Source organism: Mesorhizobium monacense (assembly GCF_056781675.1).
The window spans coordinates 215429-233210 of record NZ_JBXAYW010000001.1 but is presented as its reverse complement, the minus strand read 5'-3'; the positions used below and the strand labels follow the sequence as shown (position 1 = coordinate 233210).

10 protein-coding genes are annotated in these 17782 nt (G+C 60.2%); 6 read left to right on the top strand and 4 right to left on the bottom strand.

Going from position 1 to position 17782, the window contains the following annotated elements; all coding sequences use genetic code 11:
• Positions 1–290: 290 nt before the first annotated feature.
• Positions 291–1349 carry an alpha-hydroxy acid oxidase gene (locus AC1RUK_RS34130; protein WP_481840392.1) on the top strand — a complete coding sequence of 353 codons (1059 nt, stop codon included), beginning with the start codon at positions 291–293 and terminating at the stop codon, positions 1347–1349.
• A 989-nt stretch (positions 1350–2338) separates the two neighbouring features.
• Here the strand turns inward: AC1RUK_RS34130 and AC1RUK_RS34125 are convergent.
• The 4 genes from AC1RUK_RS34125 to AC1RUK_RS34110 form a co-directional block, all read right to left on the bottom strand.
• Positions 2339–2557 (bottom strand): hypothetical protein, encoded by a 219-nt coding sequence (locus AC1RUK_RS34125; RefSeq protein WP_481840391.1) that lies wholly within the window; start codon positions 2555–2557, stop codon positions 2339–2341.
• Positions 2558–4370: 1813 nt separating this feature from the next.
• Entirely contained in the window at positions 4371–4991 is a 621-nt protein-coding gene (locus AC1RUK_RS34120) for a TetR/AcrR family transcriptional regulator (protein ID WP_481840390.1), read from the bottom strand.
• A 134-nt stretch (positions 4992–5125) separates the two neighbouring features.
• Positions 5126–6391: an alpha/beta hydrolase gene (locus AC1RUK_RS34115; protein ID WP_481840389.1), complete on the bottom strand. Its 1266-nt coding sequence runs from the start codon at positions 6389–6391 to the stop codon at positions 5126–5128.
• 241 nt (positions 6392–6632) lie between these two features.
• Positions 6633–7280, bottom strand: coding sequence for a TetR family transcriptional regulator (locus AC1RUK_RS34110; RefSeq protein ID WP_481840388.1), 648 nt, complete (start codon positions 7278–7280; stop codon positions 6633–6635).
• A gap of 1073 nt (positions 7281–8353) precedes the next feature.
• Here AC1RUK_RS34110 and AC1RUK_RS34105 point away from each other — a divergent pair.
• From AC1RUK_RS34105 to AC1RUK_RS34085, 5 genes are all read left to right on the top strand, one after another.
• A complete protein-coding gene (locus AC1RUK_RS34105; protein ID WP_481840387.1) occupies positions 8354–9424 on the top strand; it encodes an efflux RND transporter periplasmic adaptor subunit in 1071 nt (356 codons plus the stop codon).
• On the top strand, positions 9421–12513 hold the full coding sequence (locus AC1RUK_RS34100; RefSeq protein WP_481840386.1) for an efflux RND transporter permease subunit: 3093 nt from the start codon (positions 9421–9423) through the stop codon (positions 12511–12513). The genes AC1RUK_RS34105 and AC1RUK_RS34100 overlap by 4 nt, the downstream gene beginning before the upstream one ends.
• 578 nt (positions 12514–13091) lie before the next feature.
• Positions 13092–13571 carry a (2Fe-2S)-binding protein gene (locus tag AC1RUK_RS34095; RefSeq protein ID WP_481840385.1) on the top strand — a complete coding sequence of 160 codons (480 nt, stop codon included), beginning with the start codon at positions 13092–13094 and terminating at the stop codon, positions 13569–13571.
• Positions 13568–15862 (top strand): xanthine dehydrogenase family protein molybdopterin-binding subunit, encoded by a 2295-nt coding sequence (locus AC1RUK_RS34090; protein WP_481840384.1) that lies wholly within the window; start codon positions 13568–13570, stop codon positions 15860–15862. Before AC1RUK_RS34095 ends, AC1RUK_RS34090 begins: the two co-directional genes overlap by 4 nt.
• Positions 15863–15871: 9 nt before the next feature.
• Positions 15872–17770, top strand: a complete 1899-nt coding sequence (locus tag AC1RUK_RS34085) for a di-heme-cytochrome C peroxidase (protein WP_481840383.1) — start codon at positions 15872–15874, stop codon at positions 17768–17770.
• Positions 17771–17782: the final 12 nt, after the last annotated feature.

The following is a 17782-nucleotide window of genomic DNA, read 5'->3' as shown; positions in this document are numbered from 1 at the left end:
GCAGTTTTCAAGCGGCATCGGTTCATCAGGGACGAACGACCGGATATCATCGAAGGTCCGCTAGACCACTAGAGGGTCAGTTGGAGACGCCGACCTTATTCCACTCAATGTCTGCTATCGCGTTCTGGACGCCAGAAGCGGACGGTCGGTTTCCGGCCCAGTTTCCGCCGCTCAGTCATCGGCGTTCGTTGCCCCGCGTGCCGTGCCGCCGCCTTGCGGCCAGCGGCCATATGCGCGAATGTTGTCTCTGGATTAGCCGACTTTTTTTGAGACGTTGACCGGGGTGGTCCATGCCGCTTGACATCGAAACCCGGTTTCTCTGCCTGGCGGATCTTGAACCCGCGGCGCGAGAGCTATTGCCGCACGCTGTTTACGAGTTCATTGCCGCCGGTGCTGGCGAAGAAATCACCAAGCGCGATAATGAAGCCGCATTCGATCGCATCAAGTTGAGGCCGCGCGTGCTGCGCGATGTGACAAGACTTGATACCGGGATCACGCTCTTCGGGCAAAGTCTGCCGCATCCGATCATCCTGGCCCCAATAGCTTATCAGCGGCTGGCGCATCCGGAAGGCGAGGTGGCCGCGGCCCGCGGCGCCGGAGTGGCGGAAGCGGTGTTCACTCTGGGTACCACGGCGACGGCGGCTATCGAAGATTGCGTGGCGGTGAGCCAGTCTCCAGTCTGGTTCCTGCTCTATTGGCAAAGCGACCGCAGTTTCAATGGTGAACTCGTAACGCGCATGGCGGCACTGGGCGCAAAGGCGATCAGTGTGACGGTCGACATGCCAACGCCAGGCGATCGCCGCAGGCAGTTCCGGGCAGGATTCAAAATTCCCGACAGCCTCGCAACGCCATACTTCAACGACCGGAACACCGGCGTGCTCAAAGTTGGCACTGCGCAGCAGCGGGCCATGCCGACCTGGGCGGATATTGCCTGGCTGCGTTCCCTAACAACCCTGCCGCTTATCCTGAAAGGTATCCTCGATCCTGATGATGCCGAACAGGCGATTGGAACCGGTGCTGATGCTATCGTCGTTTCAAACCACGGATCGCGTAACCTCGACACCCTGCCGGCGACCATCGACGCCCTGCCCGCCATCGCCGAGCGGGTAGCCGGGCGGATTCCCATCATCCTAGACGGCGGCGTGAGGCGTGGCACAGACGTTTTGAAGGCGATTGCCCTAGGGGCAAGCGCAGTCATGATTGGCCGCCCCTATGTCTACGCCCTGGCAACGGACGGTGCTGAGGGCGTAGCCCATTGTGTCAACCTGCTTCGCCGAGACTTGGAGGTGGCAATGGCGCTTACCGGCCGGGCGCGCATCGGCGAGATCGACCGGTCGGTAATCTGGTGAAGTCCAGACCTATTCCTCGGCAAGTTCAGCATTGCACTTCTGCGCTTCACCTCCGTCCCGGCTTGTCCAGCCGAGCGCCGACTACATGGATGGCCGCTTCTGAGGTTTTGCACCGTGAAGCTGACGGTCTGCTGTCGGCCCCAAACGCGACGTCCGAGTAGCGGCTTGGCGATGTCCGTAGTGGCGCAAGCCGGACCTAGAGAGCGATGCCTTAGTTGTGGTCTTTCTTGACAGGCGAGCGAACCGCAAAACTGCCCCAGCGAGGCCGGCGTTAAGGCATTGATATTGCTGTTGTCAAAACCTGGGGATTTTGGGAGCTACTCCCCAGCTTCGGAGAGTATGGGCATTCAGAGAGCGGTTGGGGGAAGAACGTCGTTTCCTCACTCCCCGGGCTTTTGGCCGTACATCCGGCAAACGCTGGGCTTCAGGGAAGCCATGAGGGGACCGGAGACTTGTTTGGACTTTGAAGGTGGTAGCGGGAGAGGCTACCATATCACTTTGAATATGTTGCATAATTTTGAAAATATACCAACAAAAATACCAACAAAATGGATAGTCCACAACTTAATTGCGGGATCTCACGACCTGTATGCGGACGCTGCTAGCACGGCCGCCCGAACGCTCCGGCGACAATCAGCCATAGACTGGAATGCCGAACATCGGCCCAACGGAGAGCCTTTTCCCGCAACCGGACCAGGCGCTGGGTGCGCCCGTCAGCGTTCATTCAACCGGGAAATGGATTAGATCGGCCGAACTGAACATCCGACTGATGCATTTGCGTCGGCTCCTTCAGCAGCCAAGCTATCAGCTGTTTAAGCTGTCGATCGGGGACGCGGAGCGTATCGCGGCCCAGGTCCGAGCACAGTGGCAACTCCCACAGGGACCGATTGTGGATCTCACCAAGGCGGTGGGATCCGCCGGCGTCGTTAACGTCTTGCAGGGCCTGGGATGTGCCGTCTATTTCGCGAGTGAAATGAGAATGAACGGTCTCAGGCGGCGAATGTTACGGCGAACTGCTCGAAGACCGTATCGAGCCACTCACCCGGCAGACCATGCCGGGCAAAGTTAGCGCCCATCAGGATCTGCCTTGCGCCCCTTGCCGGGTCGTGAGCGATCCTTGCGAGCTTATCGACGCTTACCAGGCCGGTTTCGGGCTGGCTGCCCGGTCGTGACGCGTCCAGTCCGGCGATATCGACACCGTGATCCATTTCCACGCTTTCTCGTCGTGGCCGAGCATCGCCCGGCGCGCTATATCGCCGAAGCAGATAAGAAAACCCGCTGCCGGAGGAGAGGTAGGGCAGCGGGTTTCTCTTAAAGCTAACTCCACAGGGAGGATGCGTGGCTAGCTTGGCGCCGACCATGCCGTGGGAGGAGTAGGTGGCCGACACCTACAAACCTACTAACGGCAATGCCCTTCCACAATTGCACAAGGGTATTGCCGTCATACGCGAAGGTGCTACTGGCCTACGCAAAGGTTTGTCACCGGCGCCACGATGTTGCATCCGTGTTGCATGAACTGAGGCGCCAGAGCCTTCGACTCTGAGGAGAACGACGAAGACCTGATATCCTCATGCTTAAGGGCAATCGCTCTCGCTTTTGACTGACGCCAGGCGGCGAGAATTTTATTCGGCCTCCACCCACACCCCTCGGATGGCCTTTCCCCGACCGAGACGAGAGATTGCCCAGACAGCTCTGCGGATCGATGATTTATGGTTTCGTTTCGGCGAGGAAGGATTTGCGTTGGGGAGGATCTGGATTTTGATACTTTTATGCGCCGTCGGCGGATGCCAATCCGAGAGAAGGCCAAGACAACTGCGCAAGGGAATGGACAAGAGTTCCGCCACCTTGTTGGGCAACAAACCAGCGCTTCGCCAGCACATCACGAACAAGTCAATGGCTTTGCAGGACGACGCCTAATGCCGGTCTCTTGGTGCGCGCGTAGGAATGTCCAATGCCGAACCAGCGTTTTAGGCAATCGGCCGGTAAACGATCCGCCGCCGCGTCCACAGTCAGTTTCATGCACGTCGCATTGTCGTGCTTGGCTGTGGCCAGAGGTCCCTAACAACTCGGAACGGCCGTTTCACACGGCGATGAATTCCCTAGGTCGAGGTCGACTAGCGCGTAAGTACTGCGGCCCGTTCGCCATGATGGTCCAAATGGTGTCGCTAGAGGCCATGGCCATGGTACGGCAGCCGTGCCGCAGCGTGTGTTCCGCGCCCATGCCAGCGAGCTAGCTCGATAGCGCAATGATTCGGCTCTACGATCCGAGACATAAGCCGACAGAACAAGCACTCGGGCCATCGCTCGCCTATGCGAGCGCACAACGTTTGGCCTCGCGGGCCGCCTGAAATACGGTTCAAGCCGCGCGAAAGGTTGCCAAAGATTGTCATTAGCTCATCCACGGAATTGCTGACGACGCGTGATCGTGGTTTGAGATGAAGGCGATCAAGTCGGCGTTCACCCGATACTGGTGCGCGGCTCGCGATGCCGTCCCGGGTCCCGGAGACGGGAAAGTTTTGCTTTCGGCTCGTGCCTGAAGCGTCGAGAGGCCGTCCGGCTGCAAGTGCGGCGCCTAAGCCGGCCAACAAGACGTCGCGGGCTCGGCCGACGGAAAAAAATCCATCCTTGTTCATCGTATCCATCCAAAGTGCTTGGCTTTGAACATCGGGCTCACCATCACGACCATCGGGCCGACCTGCACGGTCGCATTCGGGGAGGGGCGAGCGAAGAAGTGCGCGACACTCGATGACCGTGATGGCTTGCGACGAAGAAACTGCGCCGATCCGGGCCGCAAATCTATTCTACACAACGTCTGTAATGCGATACACATCGTCGGTGATGCGATACCAACGTGTAGGAACGCAGAGAGATGTGCCCGATCGAGACAGGCAAAGTTCTAATAGACGCAAGTCCGCTTGGATCGGCGGGACCGACGCGGCGCGGCAGGCGCCAAACAAGCGCGCGATTGGCAGGACGCCCCAAATGCAGCCACGTGAAAAACCGCAGAGCAAAACGCCGCACTCACGTGGCATGCATTCTTCCCAACGCTCCAACTGCAAAGGAAACGAGTTGCTGAGCTGAGAGCTCGCAGTCCCTCGAAGGCAGTGTCCAGGTAAGTCTGGGGTCCCATAAGACGAGGATTGAGGCGCAAAAGCAGGAAGCGGCCGCCCCAACATCCGTCGGTGGGAACTCCTTCGTTCCGATGCCGGCGCGAATAAGCCTTCCCACCTGCCCGTGAAGCCGATTTCGATGGTGCCTGAATGATTGCCAATTGCCATTTGCAGCAAGGACGATCAGTTTAAACATTTGGTGGTCACTGTGAAATGCCTGCAGCTTCAGCCGATGTTGTGCAAGCACAGTTTCTTTCAGACTCTCGCGCGCGGTCACCGGTTCGCTGTCGGCCAACCGGGTAATGCAGAGATCGGTTTCGAAGAAGTTCGCAGCAATGGCATCCCACATCGCTGCCTTGGAAGGGAATATTCTGTACAAGCTCGCTGGGGATTTCCCGAGCAGTCGGGCAATGTCTGCGACGTTTGTTTTCGAAGGCCCGTAGAGGCGGCATGCTACCATGCCAGCTTCGATGATCGGCCACTTTTCATCCGCCGAAGGCTCGTTCCTCGTTGTCGACGTAAGGTCCATCATTCCATCTCAACACTCTCGAGATCTGTTTCGGTCCCCCTTGTCTTTTCGAGGCTCGGGAAAGCGTCCGGCGCAATCCACGGGCGCCGGAGAGTTCGACTTCATCACATAACCTTTGGTGTGAAAGCGCCTCGCAATCAGTAGGAAATCTGCCCGTCCACTATCTGCCCCCCGTCCGGGGAAAGCTCCCGCTTCAAGATTTCGCGAGCCTTCGGGCTGATGACCGAGGCTGGAGCAGCAACGGCCAGACGCGCTGCTGTCCCGGCGAAATTGGCGGCGCTCACCCCAAACCGGTCCGCAATGCTGACCTCTCCCCCGGCTAGGCTCTGCCCTGCCAGCCGCCTTCCAAGGAGGCGCACTATATCCGGGGTGTCGGCAAAAGCGTTGTGGCCGAGCGGATCGCTAGACGTGATGGCGCTCGTGTCGATGACCGAAACGCCAAGTTCTTTGAGCACGGGAGCATACGGCGTGGGATCGGTTCCGCCGACGCGACCGACTCCTCCCGAGAGCAAGCTTGAGACTTGCAGGGCCTTGTCATTGGTTGATGTTAAGATTGTGAAATGCGGCCGCCTCGGCCCCATCTCGATGAATTGGCGCCGGAATACGTCGATGTCGATATCCGGCGACGCGAGAACCACATTCCTGACTTTGGCCGGGATCGTCTTGTTGCGCATGGCGATGTCGCGGAGTGCCTCCGCAGTAAGCCACGCGCCCATTGAGTGGGCCAGGATCGTTACGTCGGCCACGTCTGGACTCTTCGTTGCCTGAAGGATCAGGTCCTCCAAAGCATGACGCGAATAATTGGTGCTTTCCTTGTCGTAGAGATAGTCGAACACATCGCCACGCGAGGGCCAGCTGAACAGAATCGGCTCTGCATCCGTCCCAGCGTCGTGAACGATTTGAGCAAAGCGTAGGACGGCATCGGCGTATGTATTGTTGAAACCATGGACGAAAATGAGCACTTGCCGCTTGCCGTTGCGATTCTTGCGAACCCATTCGAGAAGCTGCTGCTCCGATGCGACTTTCCCGACGTCGAGTACGGCAAACTCCTTCTCGGGATCAGCTCTGTCGAGCAAAGGCAACTGGACCTTTCCAATCGTGCGGTTCCGATCCGGCGGAATGGAGACGACTATCGTGTTGAGGGAGATCGCCGTTCCGCGATCGCCAGTATAGAGTTGGCCGGGATTGCGGGACGGCTTGCGCGTCGTCGCGACCAGCATATCCACCTGGCTTGCATCGCTGGCGGCAAGGGCCAAGGGCTGAAAGACGTGTTCGGCTCGAGTGGCGCAGCCGGTCAGCGGACAAAGGATCGCAGGGACGAGGAGAAACCGCCTGGACGGGACGCAAAGACCCGCCATCGCCTTTTGCAGCAGTCCTATCCATCGGAGGGGCCCCAAATTCATCAGTACGCCTCGGATCATCTAGATTGCTTTCAGCGCGGGTTACAGAGCGCCGGCATTAGAAAAATCATGCGCCCGGTTCGATGCCGTGCTCCACGAACGCCATGTTCGCAGGACCTACCGTGGCCCCCGTGTGGCGAACAGTGATTCAGGCTGCGACGATGAAGGGCAGCCACGGCCGCGAGCGACGTCGCTGTACCTGCGGCCTCCCCTGTTTCCCCGTTGTCAGGCGGATCGGCGGCGGTCATCGTGGCCGCCTTGGGCGCGGCGACGCCCTGATTGCTTCGAGAAACCCGATAACCATCGGCATCGTACTGGCCGTGAGCTCAAACTTTGCGGGCGCGCGTAGCCAGTCGAGAACCGACCCATTAACCAACAGAAGGAGCGCGCGCGCGGCCAATTCCGGTGACAAGGCGGGCGCGAGCAGCCCACGCGCAGTGGCCCGTTCGATTACAGACTCAAACACCTTCTGCAGCGCTATGTCCGCATCTCGCTGGCGCGCAACGACCGGCTGCATGTCGTCGGAGTATTCGCACCGGAGCCACAGGATCGTTAGGATCCGGGAACGTTCGGGGTCGGTTTCGAACGCCTCCAGGCCTTGGGCGATAGCGCTAGCCAGTTCACCCAATGGATCAAGCTTCGGGTCAGCTATGAGGCGAGTCTTCAAACGGTCGCCGAATTCCTCGTTCGGCGCGTTGGCCCGCCTCTCCAGGGCCGTGAATATCTCTTGCTTGTCGTGGAAATGCCAGTAGATGGCCCCGCGGGTCACGCCAGCGGCGCTAGCGATCTGTTCAAGGGTAGCACGGGTTACGCCGCGCTCCAGGAACACATCGATTGCTGCGGCTAAGACCGCCTCGCGTGTCTGTTCGGCTTCGGCCTTAGTTCGTCTCATAATCATTCCTTCCGCGGCGCACTTTTACATTCATTCCTGACGTTCCATATATATACATACACGAATGTATATTAACAAATGCAGGCCGTCAAGCTGACACAAGCCAACATGCCAAAGTGGGCCGCCTGTGAGGTTGGACGTCGGGGGTGAGCCAACCAAGAAATGGTTATGGATGTGCACTCCACGATGTCCTCAAATACAAGAGATATTGAAGAACATGTGACCAAACTTCGTTGATAAATTGATCAGTCGACGCTGATAATACACCATAGTATAATCGTCAATGGTGTATGATCGTTTTGATACCACCGTGTTGTAATTCACTATATACTTTGGTATCCCGCAGAAAACTCAGTGGATTGCTCAACCAGATGGATCGCACTCGGTCGGATCCGGTGTAGGGCGCCAGTAGCCGAGCTATTGGTCGTTTGCCGACGTAGCACGTAGGCCGATGATGATGCCCTGATGCGCTTGACTGCGGAGTTTGTCGCAAAAAGCAGGCTACGCTCGACCTTCGAGCGGATCGCTGCTCGCTCGTGAAATATGCCTAAAAGGTAAGATTTCTATACCGCGGAATAATAGCGGGCGGAGTTGCCCAGCAGTTAACAATGCTCGCCATTGAGTATTCCCGAATGGCTTGAGGTCTCTCTCTGGCTGGTCAGGCAACTTGTACGCGCCTCGGTTGATCTGTGGTTGCCCGGCAATTTTGGGCTGTTCGCGATCATGCAACGACGGGAAGGAATTAGGCGATGAGAGCCTGCTCTCTGCTTACAAAATACCTGTCGGCGGTCCGGGAATTCGCGGCACCGCGTTACTGGCGGAACTCCACTAAATGCGCGGCCTTGGGCCTGGCTTTAACTAGGCGCGCTATCTTGGTCGAACTGCCTGGGCCAAACCGCCTCATGGCCCGTTCGGCTTCGGTCTTAGGGCCTCATTATTCCATTCCTTCTGCCGTTTTTACATACATTCACGGCGACGCCTCTTTACATACATACAAGAATGTATATAACGCAGCTCCAGTTGTCCATGCTTCAGCCGTTCATCAGGCCTGACAGCAAACCAAGAGGTCGGTCATGAAATCCGTTATCGTTTGTGCTTCGTTGGGTTTGGTTCTGTTCGTGAGCGTCGGCGCATCCGCACCGCCGCCCCCCGACATTCGGCCGGTCCGAACCGTTGTTGCCGCCGCCAGCGCTGAAGGGGAGCCTATATCGCTCACCGGCCATGTCCGCGCGCGGACCGAGGAAAATCTAGCCTTCCGTATCGATGGCAGAGTGATCAGCCGTAAAGCCGCTGTTGGGCAGGTCGTTCAACCTGGCGACATCGTCGCCGAAATCGATCCCCAACCACAGCAGGACGGTTTGCACGCGGCGCAGGCCCAGAATGAAGCGGCGCAAGCGGCCTTGCACGAGGCCGCTAACACTCTTGGGCGTCAGAAGACTCTGCTACAGCAGGGCTGGAGTACCCGGGCACAGTTCGATGCCGCCGAGAGAGCGTATCTCAGCGCCAAAGCCGAGGTCGACGCGACTGCCGCAGCGTTGCACACGGCCCAAGATCAGTTCGGCTACACCAAATTGCTGGCGGATTCCTCGGGCGCGGTGATCGGCACCGGCGCCGAGGCCGGAGAGGTTGTAAGAGCCGGCCAGACAATCGTTACGGTGGCGCATGACGACGGCGCCGACGCGGTATTCGACGTACCCGCAAGTCTTATGCGCCAGGTCTCTCCCGACGCATTGATCGAAATCGCGCTGACCGATGATCCTTCCGTCCACGCGGTTGGCCAGGTGCGGGAGGTGGCGCCGCAGGCCGATCCGGTCACCCGCAGCTACCAGGTCAAAGTCGGGCTGACCGAGTGGCCGAAGGCCATGCGCCTCGGTGCCACGGTGACCGGCCTAGCCCGTATGCAGGTAGCCGGCGGTATCGAACTGCCGGCAACCGCGCTGACGACCGCGGAAGACCGGCCGGCCGTGTGGGTTGTCGATGCCAAAACGCAGCAAGTCTCCCTTCGAGCCGTTGAATTGCTGCGCCAGGACTCCTCCAGCATCGTGGTAACTCGTGGAGTCGAGAAAGGCGAAATCGTGGTGACCGCCGGCGTGCATGCGCTTCGGCCTGGCCAGAACGTCCGGCTATTGGGGGCAGCTCAATGAACCGCTTTAATCTGTCCGCCTGGGCTATCGCGCATCGTTCGGTCGTCTACTACCTGATGCTCGCTATTCTTGTCCTTGGCGTAGGCGCCTATATGCAACTCGGTCGCAACGAGGATCCCGCTTTCACCATCAAGACCATGGTGGTGCAGGCTAAATGGCCGGGTGCTACGCTCGACGATACGCTACACCAGGTTACCGAGCGCTTGGAGCGCAAGCTCCAGGAGACGCCGCATCTCGACTACCTGAAGAGCTACACCAAGGCCGGCGAATCGACCGTGTTCGTGTACCTGAAGGGTTCCACGGCTCCAAAGACTGTGACCGATACCTGGTATCAGGTGCGCAAGAAGGTGCATGACATCGAGCTGACTTTGCCACAGGGCGTGATCGGCCCGGTCGCTGATGATGAGTTCGGCGATACCTACGGCATCATCTATGGTTTCACCGCCGACGGGTTCTCCAATCGCGAATTGCGCGACTACGTGGAAGACATTCGTTCGAGACTCTTGCAGGTGCCCGATGTCGCCAAGGTCAATTTGATCGGCGCCCAGCCTGAACGCATCTACATCGAGTTCTCGCCTCAAAAGCTCGCCGGCTACGGCCTGACGGCCGACACCCTGACGACGGCATTGCAGGCTCAGAACGTTGTGGTTCCCTCCGGCGAAATTGTTACCGATCAGGAAGGGGTCAAACTGCAGGTAAGCGGTGCGCTGAAGTCCGAGAAGGATATCCTCGCCGTCAATTTCGCCGTCGGTGATCGCATAATCCGCCTCGCCGACATCGCTCAGGTGCGACGCGAGGACGCCAACCCGCCGGACCCGATTTTCCGCATCAACGGGAAGCCCGGCTTGGGCCTCGGGATCTCCATGCGCGAGGGCGGCGACGTGCTGGCGCTCGGCCACAACATCGAGGAGACGATACAGGAACTGAAGAAGGATTTGCCGGTGGGCATCGAACCCACCATGGTCGCCGACCAGCCTGAGACGGTCCACCATGCAATTGGCGAGTTCATGGAAGCACTCGTGGAGGCGATCGCTATCGTGCTCATTGTGAGCGTTTTGAGCCTCGGCTTCCGCGCCGGCTCCGTCGTCGCTATCTCGATCCCGCTGGTCCTCGCAGCCGTTTTCGCGGCGATGATGGTCTTGGGCATCGACCTGCAACGCATCTCGCTCGGCGCCCTCATCATCGCTCTCGGCCTGTTGGTGGACGATGCCATGATCACCGTCGAGACGATGGTGAGCCGTCTGGAGCGCGGCGACGACAAGCCGACGGCGGCCGTCTTCGCCTACGCGTCGACCGCAATGCCGCGGCTTACAGGGACGCTGGTCACCGTTGCGGGCTTCGTGCCCGTTGGCTTCGCGCGCAGCAGCGCAGGCGAATACACGTTCTCGCTGTTTGCCGTGGTGGCACTATCTCTGCTCGCGTCGTGGGTGGTGTCGGGCCTCTTTGCGCCGGTGATCGGCGTTGCCCTCTTGGGTCAGCCCAAGCATTCCCACAGTGAAACGCTGAGCGCGCCGATGCGCATGTTCAAGGGCGCTCTGCTGGCGGCGATGCGAGCCAAGTGGATCACCATCCTTGTCACGGCCGGCCTATTCGCGGCAGCCCTGGCCGGGACCCGCCTCATCCCGGAGCAGTTCTTTCCCTCGTCCGATCGGCCCGAGCTCTTGGTGGATTTGAAGCTGCAGGACAATGCCTCAATCCTGGCGACACGCGACGTGGTGCAACAGTTCGACGAGATTGTCGCCGCCGATCCGGATGTCGAGCATTTCTCGACTTATGTCGGTCAAGGTGCCATCCGCTTCTATCTGCCGCTCGACGTGGCCCTGGCCAATCCCTTCTTCGCGCAGTCCGTCATCGTGACGAAGGGCCTTAAGGAACGCGAGCAGGTGCGCGCGCGCCTTGAGAAGGCCTTGGCAACGCGTTTCCCGCAGGTCGTTGCGCGAGTCAATCCGCTGGAGCTCGGGCCACCCGTCGGCTGGCCGGTGAAATACCGAGTGGCCGGGCCGGACCCCGAGCAGGTTCGCAAGATTGCCATGCAGCTTGCCGATGTCGTGGGCAAGACTGCGGGCGTGCGCAACGTCAACTTCGACTGGGTCGAGCCCTCTCGGGTCATGCGTATCCACGTCGACCAGGATCAGGCAAGGCAGCTGGGGCTCAGTTCCGCGGTGGTGGCGACCGCGCTCAACGCCGTCGTGTCCGGCACGACAGTGACACAGGTTCGCGACGACATTTACCTGGTTGACGTCGTCGCACGCGCCGAACAGACACAGCGAACGTCTCTTGAGTCGCTTCGCTCACTGCAGATACCTCTGCCGGGAGGGCGGGTGGTTCCTCTCAGGCAGATTGCAAGCTTCGATTATTCCCAGGAATACCCAATCGTCTGGCGGCGCGATCGTGTGCCGACCCTGACCGTGCAGGCCGACGTGGTGCCGGGGGTGCTGCCGTCAACAGCGGTCAAGGCCATTCAGCCACAACTCGACACATTCGCGGCGACACTTCCAAGCGGCTATCATATCGCGACCGGAGGTTCAGTGGAGGAGAGCGGCACGTCCCAAGCTTCGGTTATGGCCGTCCTGCCGGCCATGGGGCTTTTGGTGCTGACCATCCTGATGTTCCAGCTCCAGAGCTTCCAGCGCATGTTCCTGGTGTTGAGCGTTGCGCCACTCGGCATGATCGGCGTGGTGGCGGCCCTGCTCCTGGCGCAGGCCCCGCTCGGCTTCGTCGCGATCCTCGGCGTGCTGGCGCTGACCGGCATGATCGCGCGCAACTCGGTCATCCTGATCGATCAGATCGAGACCGAAAGGAGGACCGGCATACACCCATGGGAGGCCGTGGTGACAGCTACGATCCACCGGACGCGTCCCATCCTGCTCACGGCAGCTGCCGCCACGCTCGGCATGGTGCCAATCGCGCCGACGGTCTTCTGGGGGCCGATGGCCTTCGCGATCATCGGCGGCCTGCTCGTCGCGACGGTGCTGACGTTGATCTTCCTGCCGGCTCTGTATGTCGCTTGGTTCCGGATCAGCGAACCCTCTCAGGCCTCGGTCCCCGCTGAGACTGTAGCGACAGGAAACCTTGTGCTGCAGGCATAGTAGAACGGCGAGCCACGGACTCTGTGGCTCGCCATAACTCTCAGGACGGCGAGGTCCGGACGACATCCCTTACGTTTGTCTGGCGGAGCGGAAGTCAGCAAGCTTGGCGCGCGGATCGCCCGCCCACTTGCGGAGAGCGCCAAGGCGCGGTTCGAAAGCGCGTTGCACGGGACAGACACTGATTTCTCTTGAGGCGTTCGGCAGAGGCTGTGGGCTTCTCGAGGCCGTACGGCGATCCGGTTAGCGGGTGAGGCTAAAAGGCTAGCTCTTTATACCTCGGCATAATAGCGGGTGGACTTCGCCAAAGGTTAGCTGTGCATGCCGCTGAGGATTAGTCCTGAACGGTTCCAGGAAGAGGAAACATCCGCAAGATACTTCCTGGCAATCCGGATCTTTCTGATGACTAGCAATCATGGCTCTCGTTCTGGGCAATGGCGGGAAGAACGAGGTCAAAGAATTCACTGGGATGTGATGCGAGGACCTGCCGGCTACAGCCGAGCACGCGATGTCTGTGCATATCAACTCCCGAAAACGGCGCTGTCAGGCGCGCCGCTCCTTAAATGGCGATCGGATCAGCAATGAGCTTCACGCTTCAAATCAACGGTGCCAAGAAGGCGGTCGATGTAGACGGCGACACGCCCCTCCTATGGGTCATTCGCGACGTGCTCGGCATGACCGGCACGAAATTCGGTTGCGGGGCGGCACTTTGCGGCGCCTGCACGGTGCATTTGGACGGTGTCCCCATCCGCTCCTGCATCACGCCGGTCGACAGTGTGGGGACGGCCAAAGTCACCACCATAGAGGTTATAGGCAGCACCCAAATTGGACGCGACCTGCAGAAAGCCTGGCTCGACCTGGAAGTCGTGCAATGCGGCTACTGCCAGTCCGGCCAGATCATGTCGGCGGTGGGGCTGCTTGCCGATATCCCGCAGCCCACCGACGCCGACATCGACGGCGCGATGTCCGGCAACATCTGTCGTTGCGGCACATACGGCCGCATTCGCGCGGCCATCAAGCAAGCCGCCGCCGCGCGCTCCCTTAAGGGGAGCACGACATGACCCAAGCTCAGGATCCCCGGCTGGCACAGGCCGACCAGTTGGATCGGCGGGGATTCCTCAGGGCCGGCGCCGGCGTCGGCGGGGGGCTGCTGGTCGCCTTCGGCATTCCGACGCTCGCCAAGCACTTCAAGCTCTCGGATGAAACCCGTGCTGTCGAAGGCGCCGCATCCGTTCTGCCCTTCTCGCCCAATGCTTTTGTCCGCGTCGACCAAAGTGGTGCCGTGACGCTGACTGTGCCCCAGGTCGAGATGGGACAGGGCACCTACACGTCGATGGCCATGCTGATCGCCGAAGAATTGGAAGTGAGCCTCGGTCAAGTCCGCGTCGAGCCGGCGCCGCCTAACGACAAGCTCTACGTGAATCCGGCTTTCGGCTTCCAAGCGACCGGCGGCTCCACCTCGATCCGCACATCATTCGATGCCATGCGCCAGGCCGGCGCCGCAGCCAGATCGCTGCTCGTCTCGGCAGCCGCCTTGGCGTGGGGTGTCGACGAGACATCCTGTTACGCGGAGACCGGGGTTGTTGTTCACGTCCCGACGAAGCGCCGTGCACCATACGGCGCGTTGGTCGAAGCAGCAGCGGCGCTTCCCCTGCCGTCGCCAATCGCGCTCAAGGACCCGAAGCTTTTCAAGCTGATCGGAACCCCCGCCAAGCGCGTCGACACGCCCGACAAGGTCGACGGCAAAGCCGTTTTCGGCATCGACGTAAAGCTGCCGGGAATGCGGGTTGCGACTGTCGCGGCCTGTCCGGTTTTCGGCGGCAAGCTGGCGCATGTCGATGAAACAGAAGCTATGGCGGTCAAGGGCGTCAGCCAGATCGTTTGCTTGGATGATGCCGTCGCCGTCGTGGCGGAGCACATGGGCGCCGCGCTCAAGGGGCTCAACGCACTTCACATTGCCTGGAACGAAGGCCCGAACGCGGGTCTTTCCTCGGCTGACCTCGCGACCGCAGCAGCGGCCGCGGCGAGTTCATCGGGCGTGGTGGCGCATGCGATCGGCGACGTCGAGGCCGCAACCCGGAAAGCTGCCGGCGCACTCGAGGCCATCTACACGATGCCCCTGCTGGCGCATGCCGCAATGGAGCCGGCGAACTGCACTGTCCACGTGCGGAAGGACGGATGCGACCTGTGGCTGGGCACGCAGGTGATCAGCCGCGCGCAAGCGACCGCTGCGGAGGTGACCGGCCTGCCAATCGAGAGTGTGACGGTCCACAACCATCTGCTCGGTGGCGGCTTCGGCCGGCGCCTTGAGATCGACTATGTGACCCAGGCGGTGAAGATCGCGTCACAGGTGAATGGTCCGGTGAAGGTGGTCTGGAGGCGGGAGGAAGACATCCAGCACGACATCTTCAGGCCCTATTACCTCGGCCAACTCCGCGCCGACCTTGATGCCGAAGGGATGCCGGTCAGCTTCGCACACCGTATCGTGGGAGCCTCCGTTATGGCGCGGTGGCTGCCGCGCGCTTTTCAGAATGGCATCGATGCAGATGCGGTCGACGGCGCAGCAGGCCCGTACTCGTTCCCGAATTCGCTCGTCGACTATGTCCAACAGGAGCTCCCATCGGGCCTGACGGCTGGATTTTGGCGCGGGGTTGGCATGACCCGAAATGCTTTCATGGTCGAAGGATTCGTGGACGAGCTCGCTGGGTCCGCCGGCAGGGATCCCGTGGAATATCGCCGCGCTTTGCTCGCGGATTCACCTCGCGCGCGCGCAGTTCTCGATCTGGCGGCCGGCAAATCGAACTGGGGAGCACCTATGCCGGCCCGCAGCGGTCGCGGTGTGTCCTTGCTGTTCGGCTTTGGCAGCTACGTTGCACAGGTGGCGGAAGTGACCGTGGCTGACAACGGCAAAGTGCGGGTAAATCGCGTCGTCTGCGCCGTCGATTGCGGACAGGTCGTCAATCCCGACACGGTCAAGGCGCAAATCGAAGGCGGCACGATCTTCGGTCTGAGCGCAGCGCTCTATGGCGAGATCACCATCGAGAAGGGTCGCGTGGAGCAGGCCAACTTCGACACATATCCGGTTCTGCGCATCGATGAGGCGCCCGTAATCGAAGTACATCTCGTTGCTAGCGGTGAGGCGCCCGGCGGCATTGGCGAGCTGGGGACGTCCGCAGTTGCCCCCGCCGTTGTCAACGCCATTTTCGCGGCGGTCGGGGTCCGCTTGCAGCACCTGCCCATCCGGCCAGCCGCATTGCTCGAGGCGCCTTCGTTACAGGGGAGGGCACTGACACCCGCAGACAACCCAGTCGTACCGGCACCGTCAACACCCCGTAAGGTCGTCTCTCGATGAAACAATTAATTGCCAAAAATCATCCTCGGTGCGAAAATCACCCTCGGCGTATTTTCACCGACGGAATCGAAGTCGTCAGATCGCAAGCTCAATCCGCTGCTGCCTGACACCTCCCGTCGACTCGGCATAGCTCAAGGAGCGGCCATGAAAAGAACCAAACTCGCAGTCCTTTCGGCTACCGCATGTTTGCTTGGGCTTTCAGCGGCGGTGCCTATGAGCATGCAGCAAGCGAAGGCGCAACAGGGCTCGAGCGAGCCCATCTACCTCAACCAGGGTTGGTCGCAAGAGGACCGCGAGTGGTACTATCACTTTTCGCAAGGCTCGGCGGTTCTTTCCTACGACATTTACTTGAACTTGGAGGTCGCCGGCAGCCAGGACCTGATCCGCACTAGCGGTGACTACGGCGTGATCCCTGAACCGCCCAACTCCTATAATCCGGACGGGTTGCCGATTGGCATTAGCAAAACCACTGTTGCAACCCCGATCAAAGGCTGGCCGGCCGGAGACTATGCCGGTGTGACCTGCGCGGCGTGCCACGAGGGAGAGCTAGCGTACAAGGGCAAGCGCATCCGTATCCAAGGCGGAAACTCGCCTACGGTTGATCTTCCGGGTCTGTCTCGGGGCCTCGACGCCGCTTTGCAAGCGACCCTGACCGATGCGGCGAAGTTCGACCGTTTGGCAACGCGGCTCGGAGCATCGAGCACGGATACAAGGGCCAAGCTGCGCAAACGAATTGAAAGCGAAGCCGTTCGGGTGCACGAGTATGCGACCCGAACTGCGGTCTCCCCGCACCCGTGGGGACCCGGGCGGATGGACGCCCTCACATTAATTGTGGATCGCACGACGGCTGAGTTGACGGGAATTCCACAAAACTGGGACCCCAGCATCGCGCCCGTGAAACCGCCGTTCCTATGGAATGCTCCGCAGGGAAATTGGACGCAGTGGGGCGGCTATGCCTACGAGCCTCTTAGCCGCAACTTGGGAGAGACCATGGGCGTTTACCTGCCCATTGATCTGACCTCGAAGACTCCGGCTGAAGGGTTGTTCCAGTCGAACGCCGCCCTTCTCGAACTTCAGCGGGTGGAAAACCAACTGGCGCGGCTGGCTCCGCCAAGCTGGCCAGAAGACGTGTTTGGTAAGATTGATCATGATAAAGCCAAGGCTGGCAAGGCGCTATTCACCGTATATTGCGCAAGCTGCCACAATGCATGGCCTTATCAGTGGACCGAAGCGAACAAATACGGCAAGCGCTTCGTCTTGGTGGGACTTACCCCGCAAACATACATCGGTACAGACAGTGCGCAGTTCGACGCCCTAAGACCCCTGGCCCTTACAGGCGAACTCAGCAAATTCCTGCCCGGAGAGTTCCGGGGCAAGCCGATGGTGTCAAAGTTTGTGCTCAATCTCTTGATCGGGGAAGCGGTTCTGGATACGGCGCTGCAGAAACTCAAGCCGACCGAAGCTCAACTGATAGATCTGTTCGGTTATCGCGAGATGCCTCCCCCGCTCCCTTCCCCAGAAGGAGTCTACAAGGCAGCACCGCGTGAAGGCGTCTGGGCGACAGGCCCTTTCATGCACAACGGATCGGTGCCCAACCTCTATGAGATGCTGAAACCGGCGGCGGAGCGCACGAAGCAGTTTTATCTCGGAGGCGACTTCGATCCGGTCACGGTCGGGCTCGACGCAACGGCAACCTCCGGGACATTTCTGATGGACACCACTCTGCCGGGGAATTCGAACGCCGGTCATTCCTTCCAGAATGGTCCCCGCGGTGAGGGCGTTATTGGCCCATTGCTGAAGGATGATGAGCGCTGGGCGCTCGTCGAGTATCTGAAATCCATTCCCGAGGAACCCGGTCGCGTCACGCCGTTCGGCGGTTTCCCTGAGGGCCGCGTTCCTCAGCCCTGATATTCGACGTAG

Excerpts from the sequence above, each read along its gene's own strand:
- AC1RUK_RS34090 (WP_481840384.1), top strand. The coding sequence starts at position 13,568 with ATGACCCAAGCTCAGGATCCCCGGCTGGCACAGGCCGACCAGTTGGAT.
- AC1RUK_RS34105 (WP_481840387.1), top strand. The coding sequence starts at position 8,354 with ATGAAATCCGTTATCGTTTGTGCTTCGTTGGGTTTGGTTCTGTTCGTG.
- AC1RUK_RS34120 (WP_481840390.1), bottom strand. The coding sequence starts at position 4,991 with ATGATGGACCTTACGTCGACAACGAGGAACGAGCCTTCGGCGGATGAA.
- AC1RUK_RS34115 (WP_481840389.1), bottom strand. The coding sequence starts at position 6,391 with ATGAATTTGGGGCCCCTCCGATGGATAGGACTGCTGCAAAAGGCGATG.
- AC1RUK_RS34130 (WP_481840392.1), top strand. The coding sequence starts at position 291 with ATGCCGCTTGACATCGAAACCCGGTTTCTCTGCCTGGCGGATCTTGAA.
- AC1RUK_RS34125 (WP_481840391.1), bottom strand. The coding sequence starts at position 2,557 with ATGGATCACGGTGTCGATATCGCCGGACTGGACGCGTCACGACCGGGC.
- AC1RUK_RS34100 (WP_481840386.1), top strand. The coding sequence starts at position 9,421 with ATGAACCGCTTTAATCTGTCCGCCTGGGCTATCGCGCATCGTTCGGTC.
- AC1RUK_RS34095 (WP_481840385.1), top strand. The coding sequence starts at position 13,092 with ATGAGCTTCACGCTTCAAATCAACGGTGCCAAGAAGGCGGTCGATGTA.
- AC1RUK_RS34110 (WP_481840388.1), bottom strand. The coding sequence starts at position 7,280 with ATGAGACGAACTAAGGCCGAAGCCGAACAGACACGCGAGGCGGTCTTA.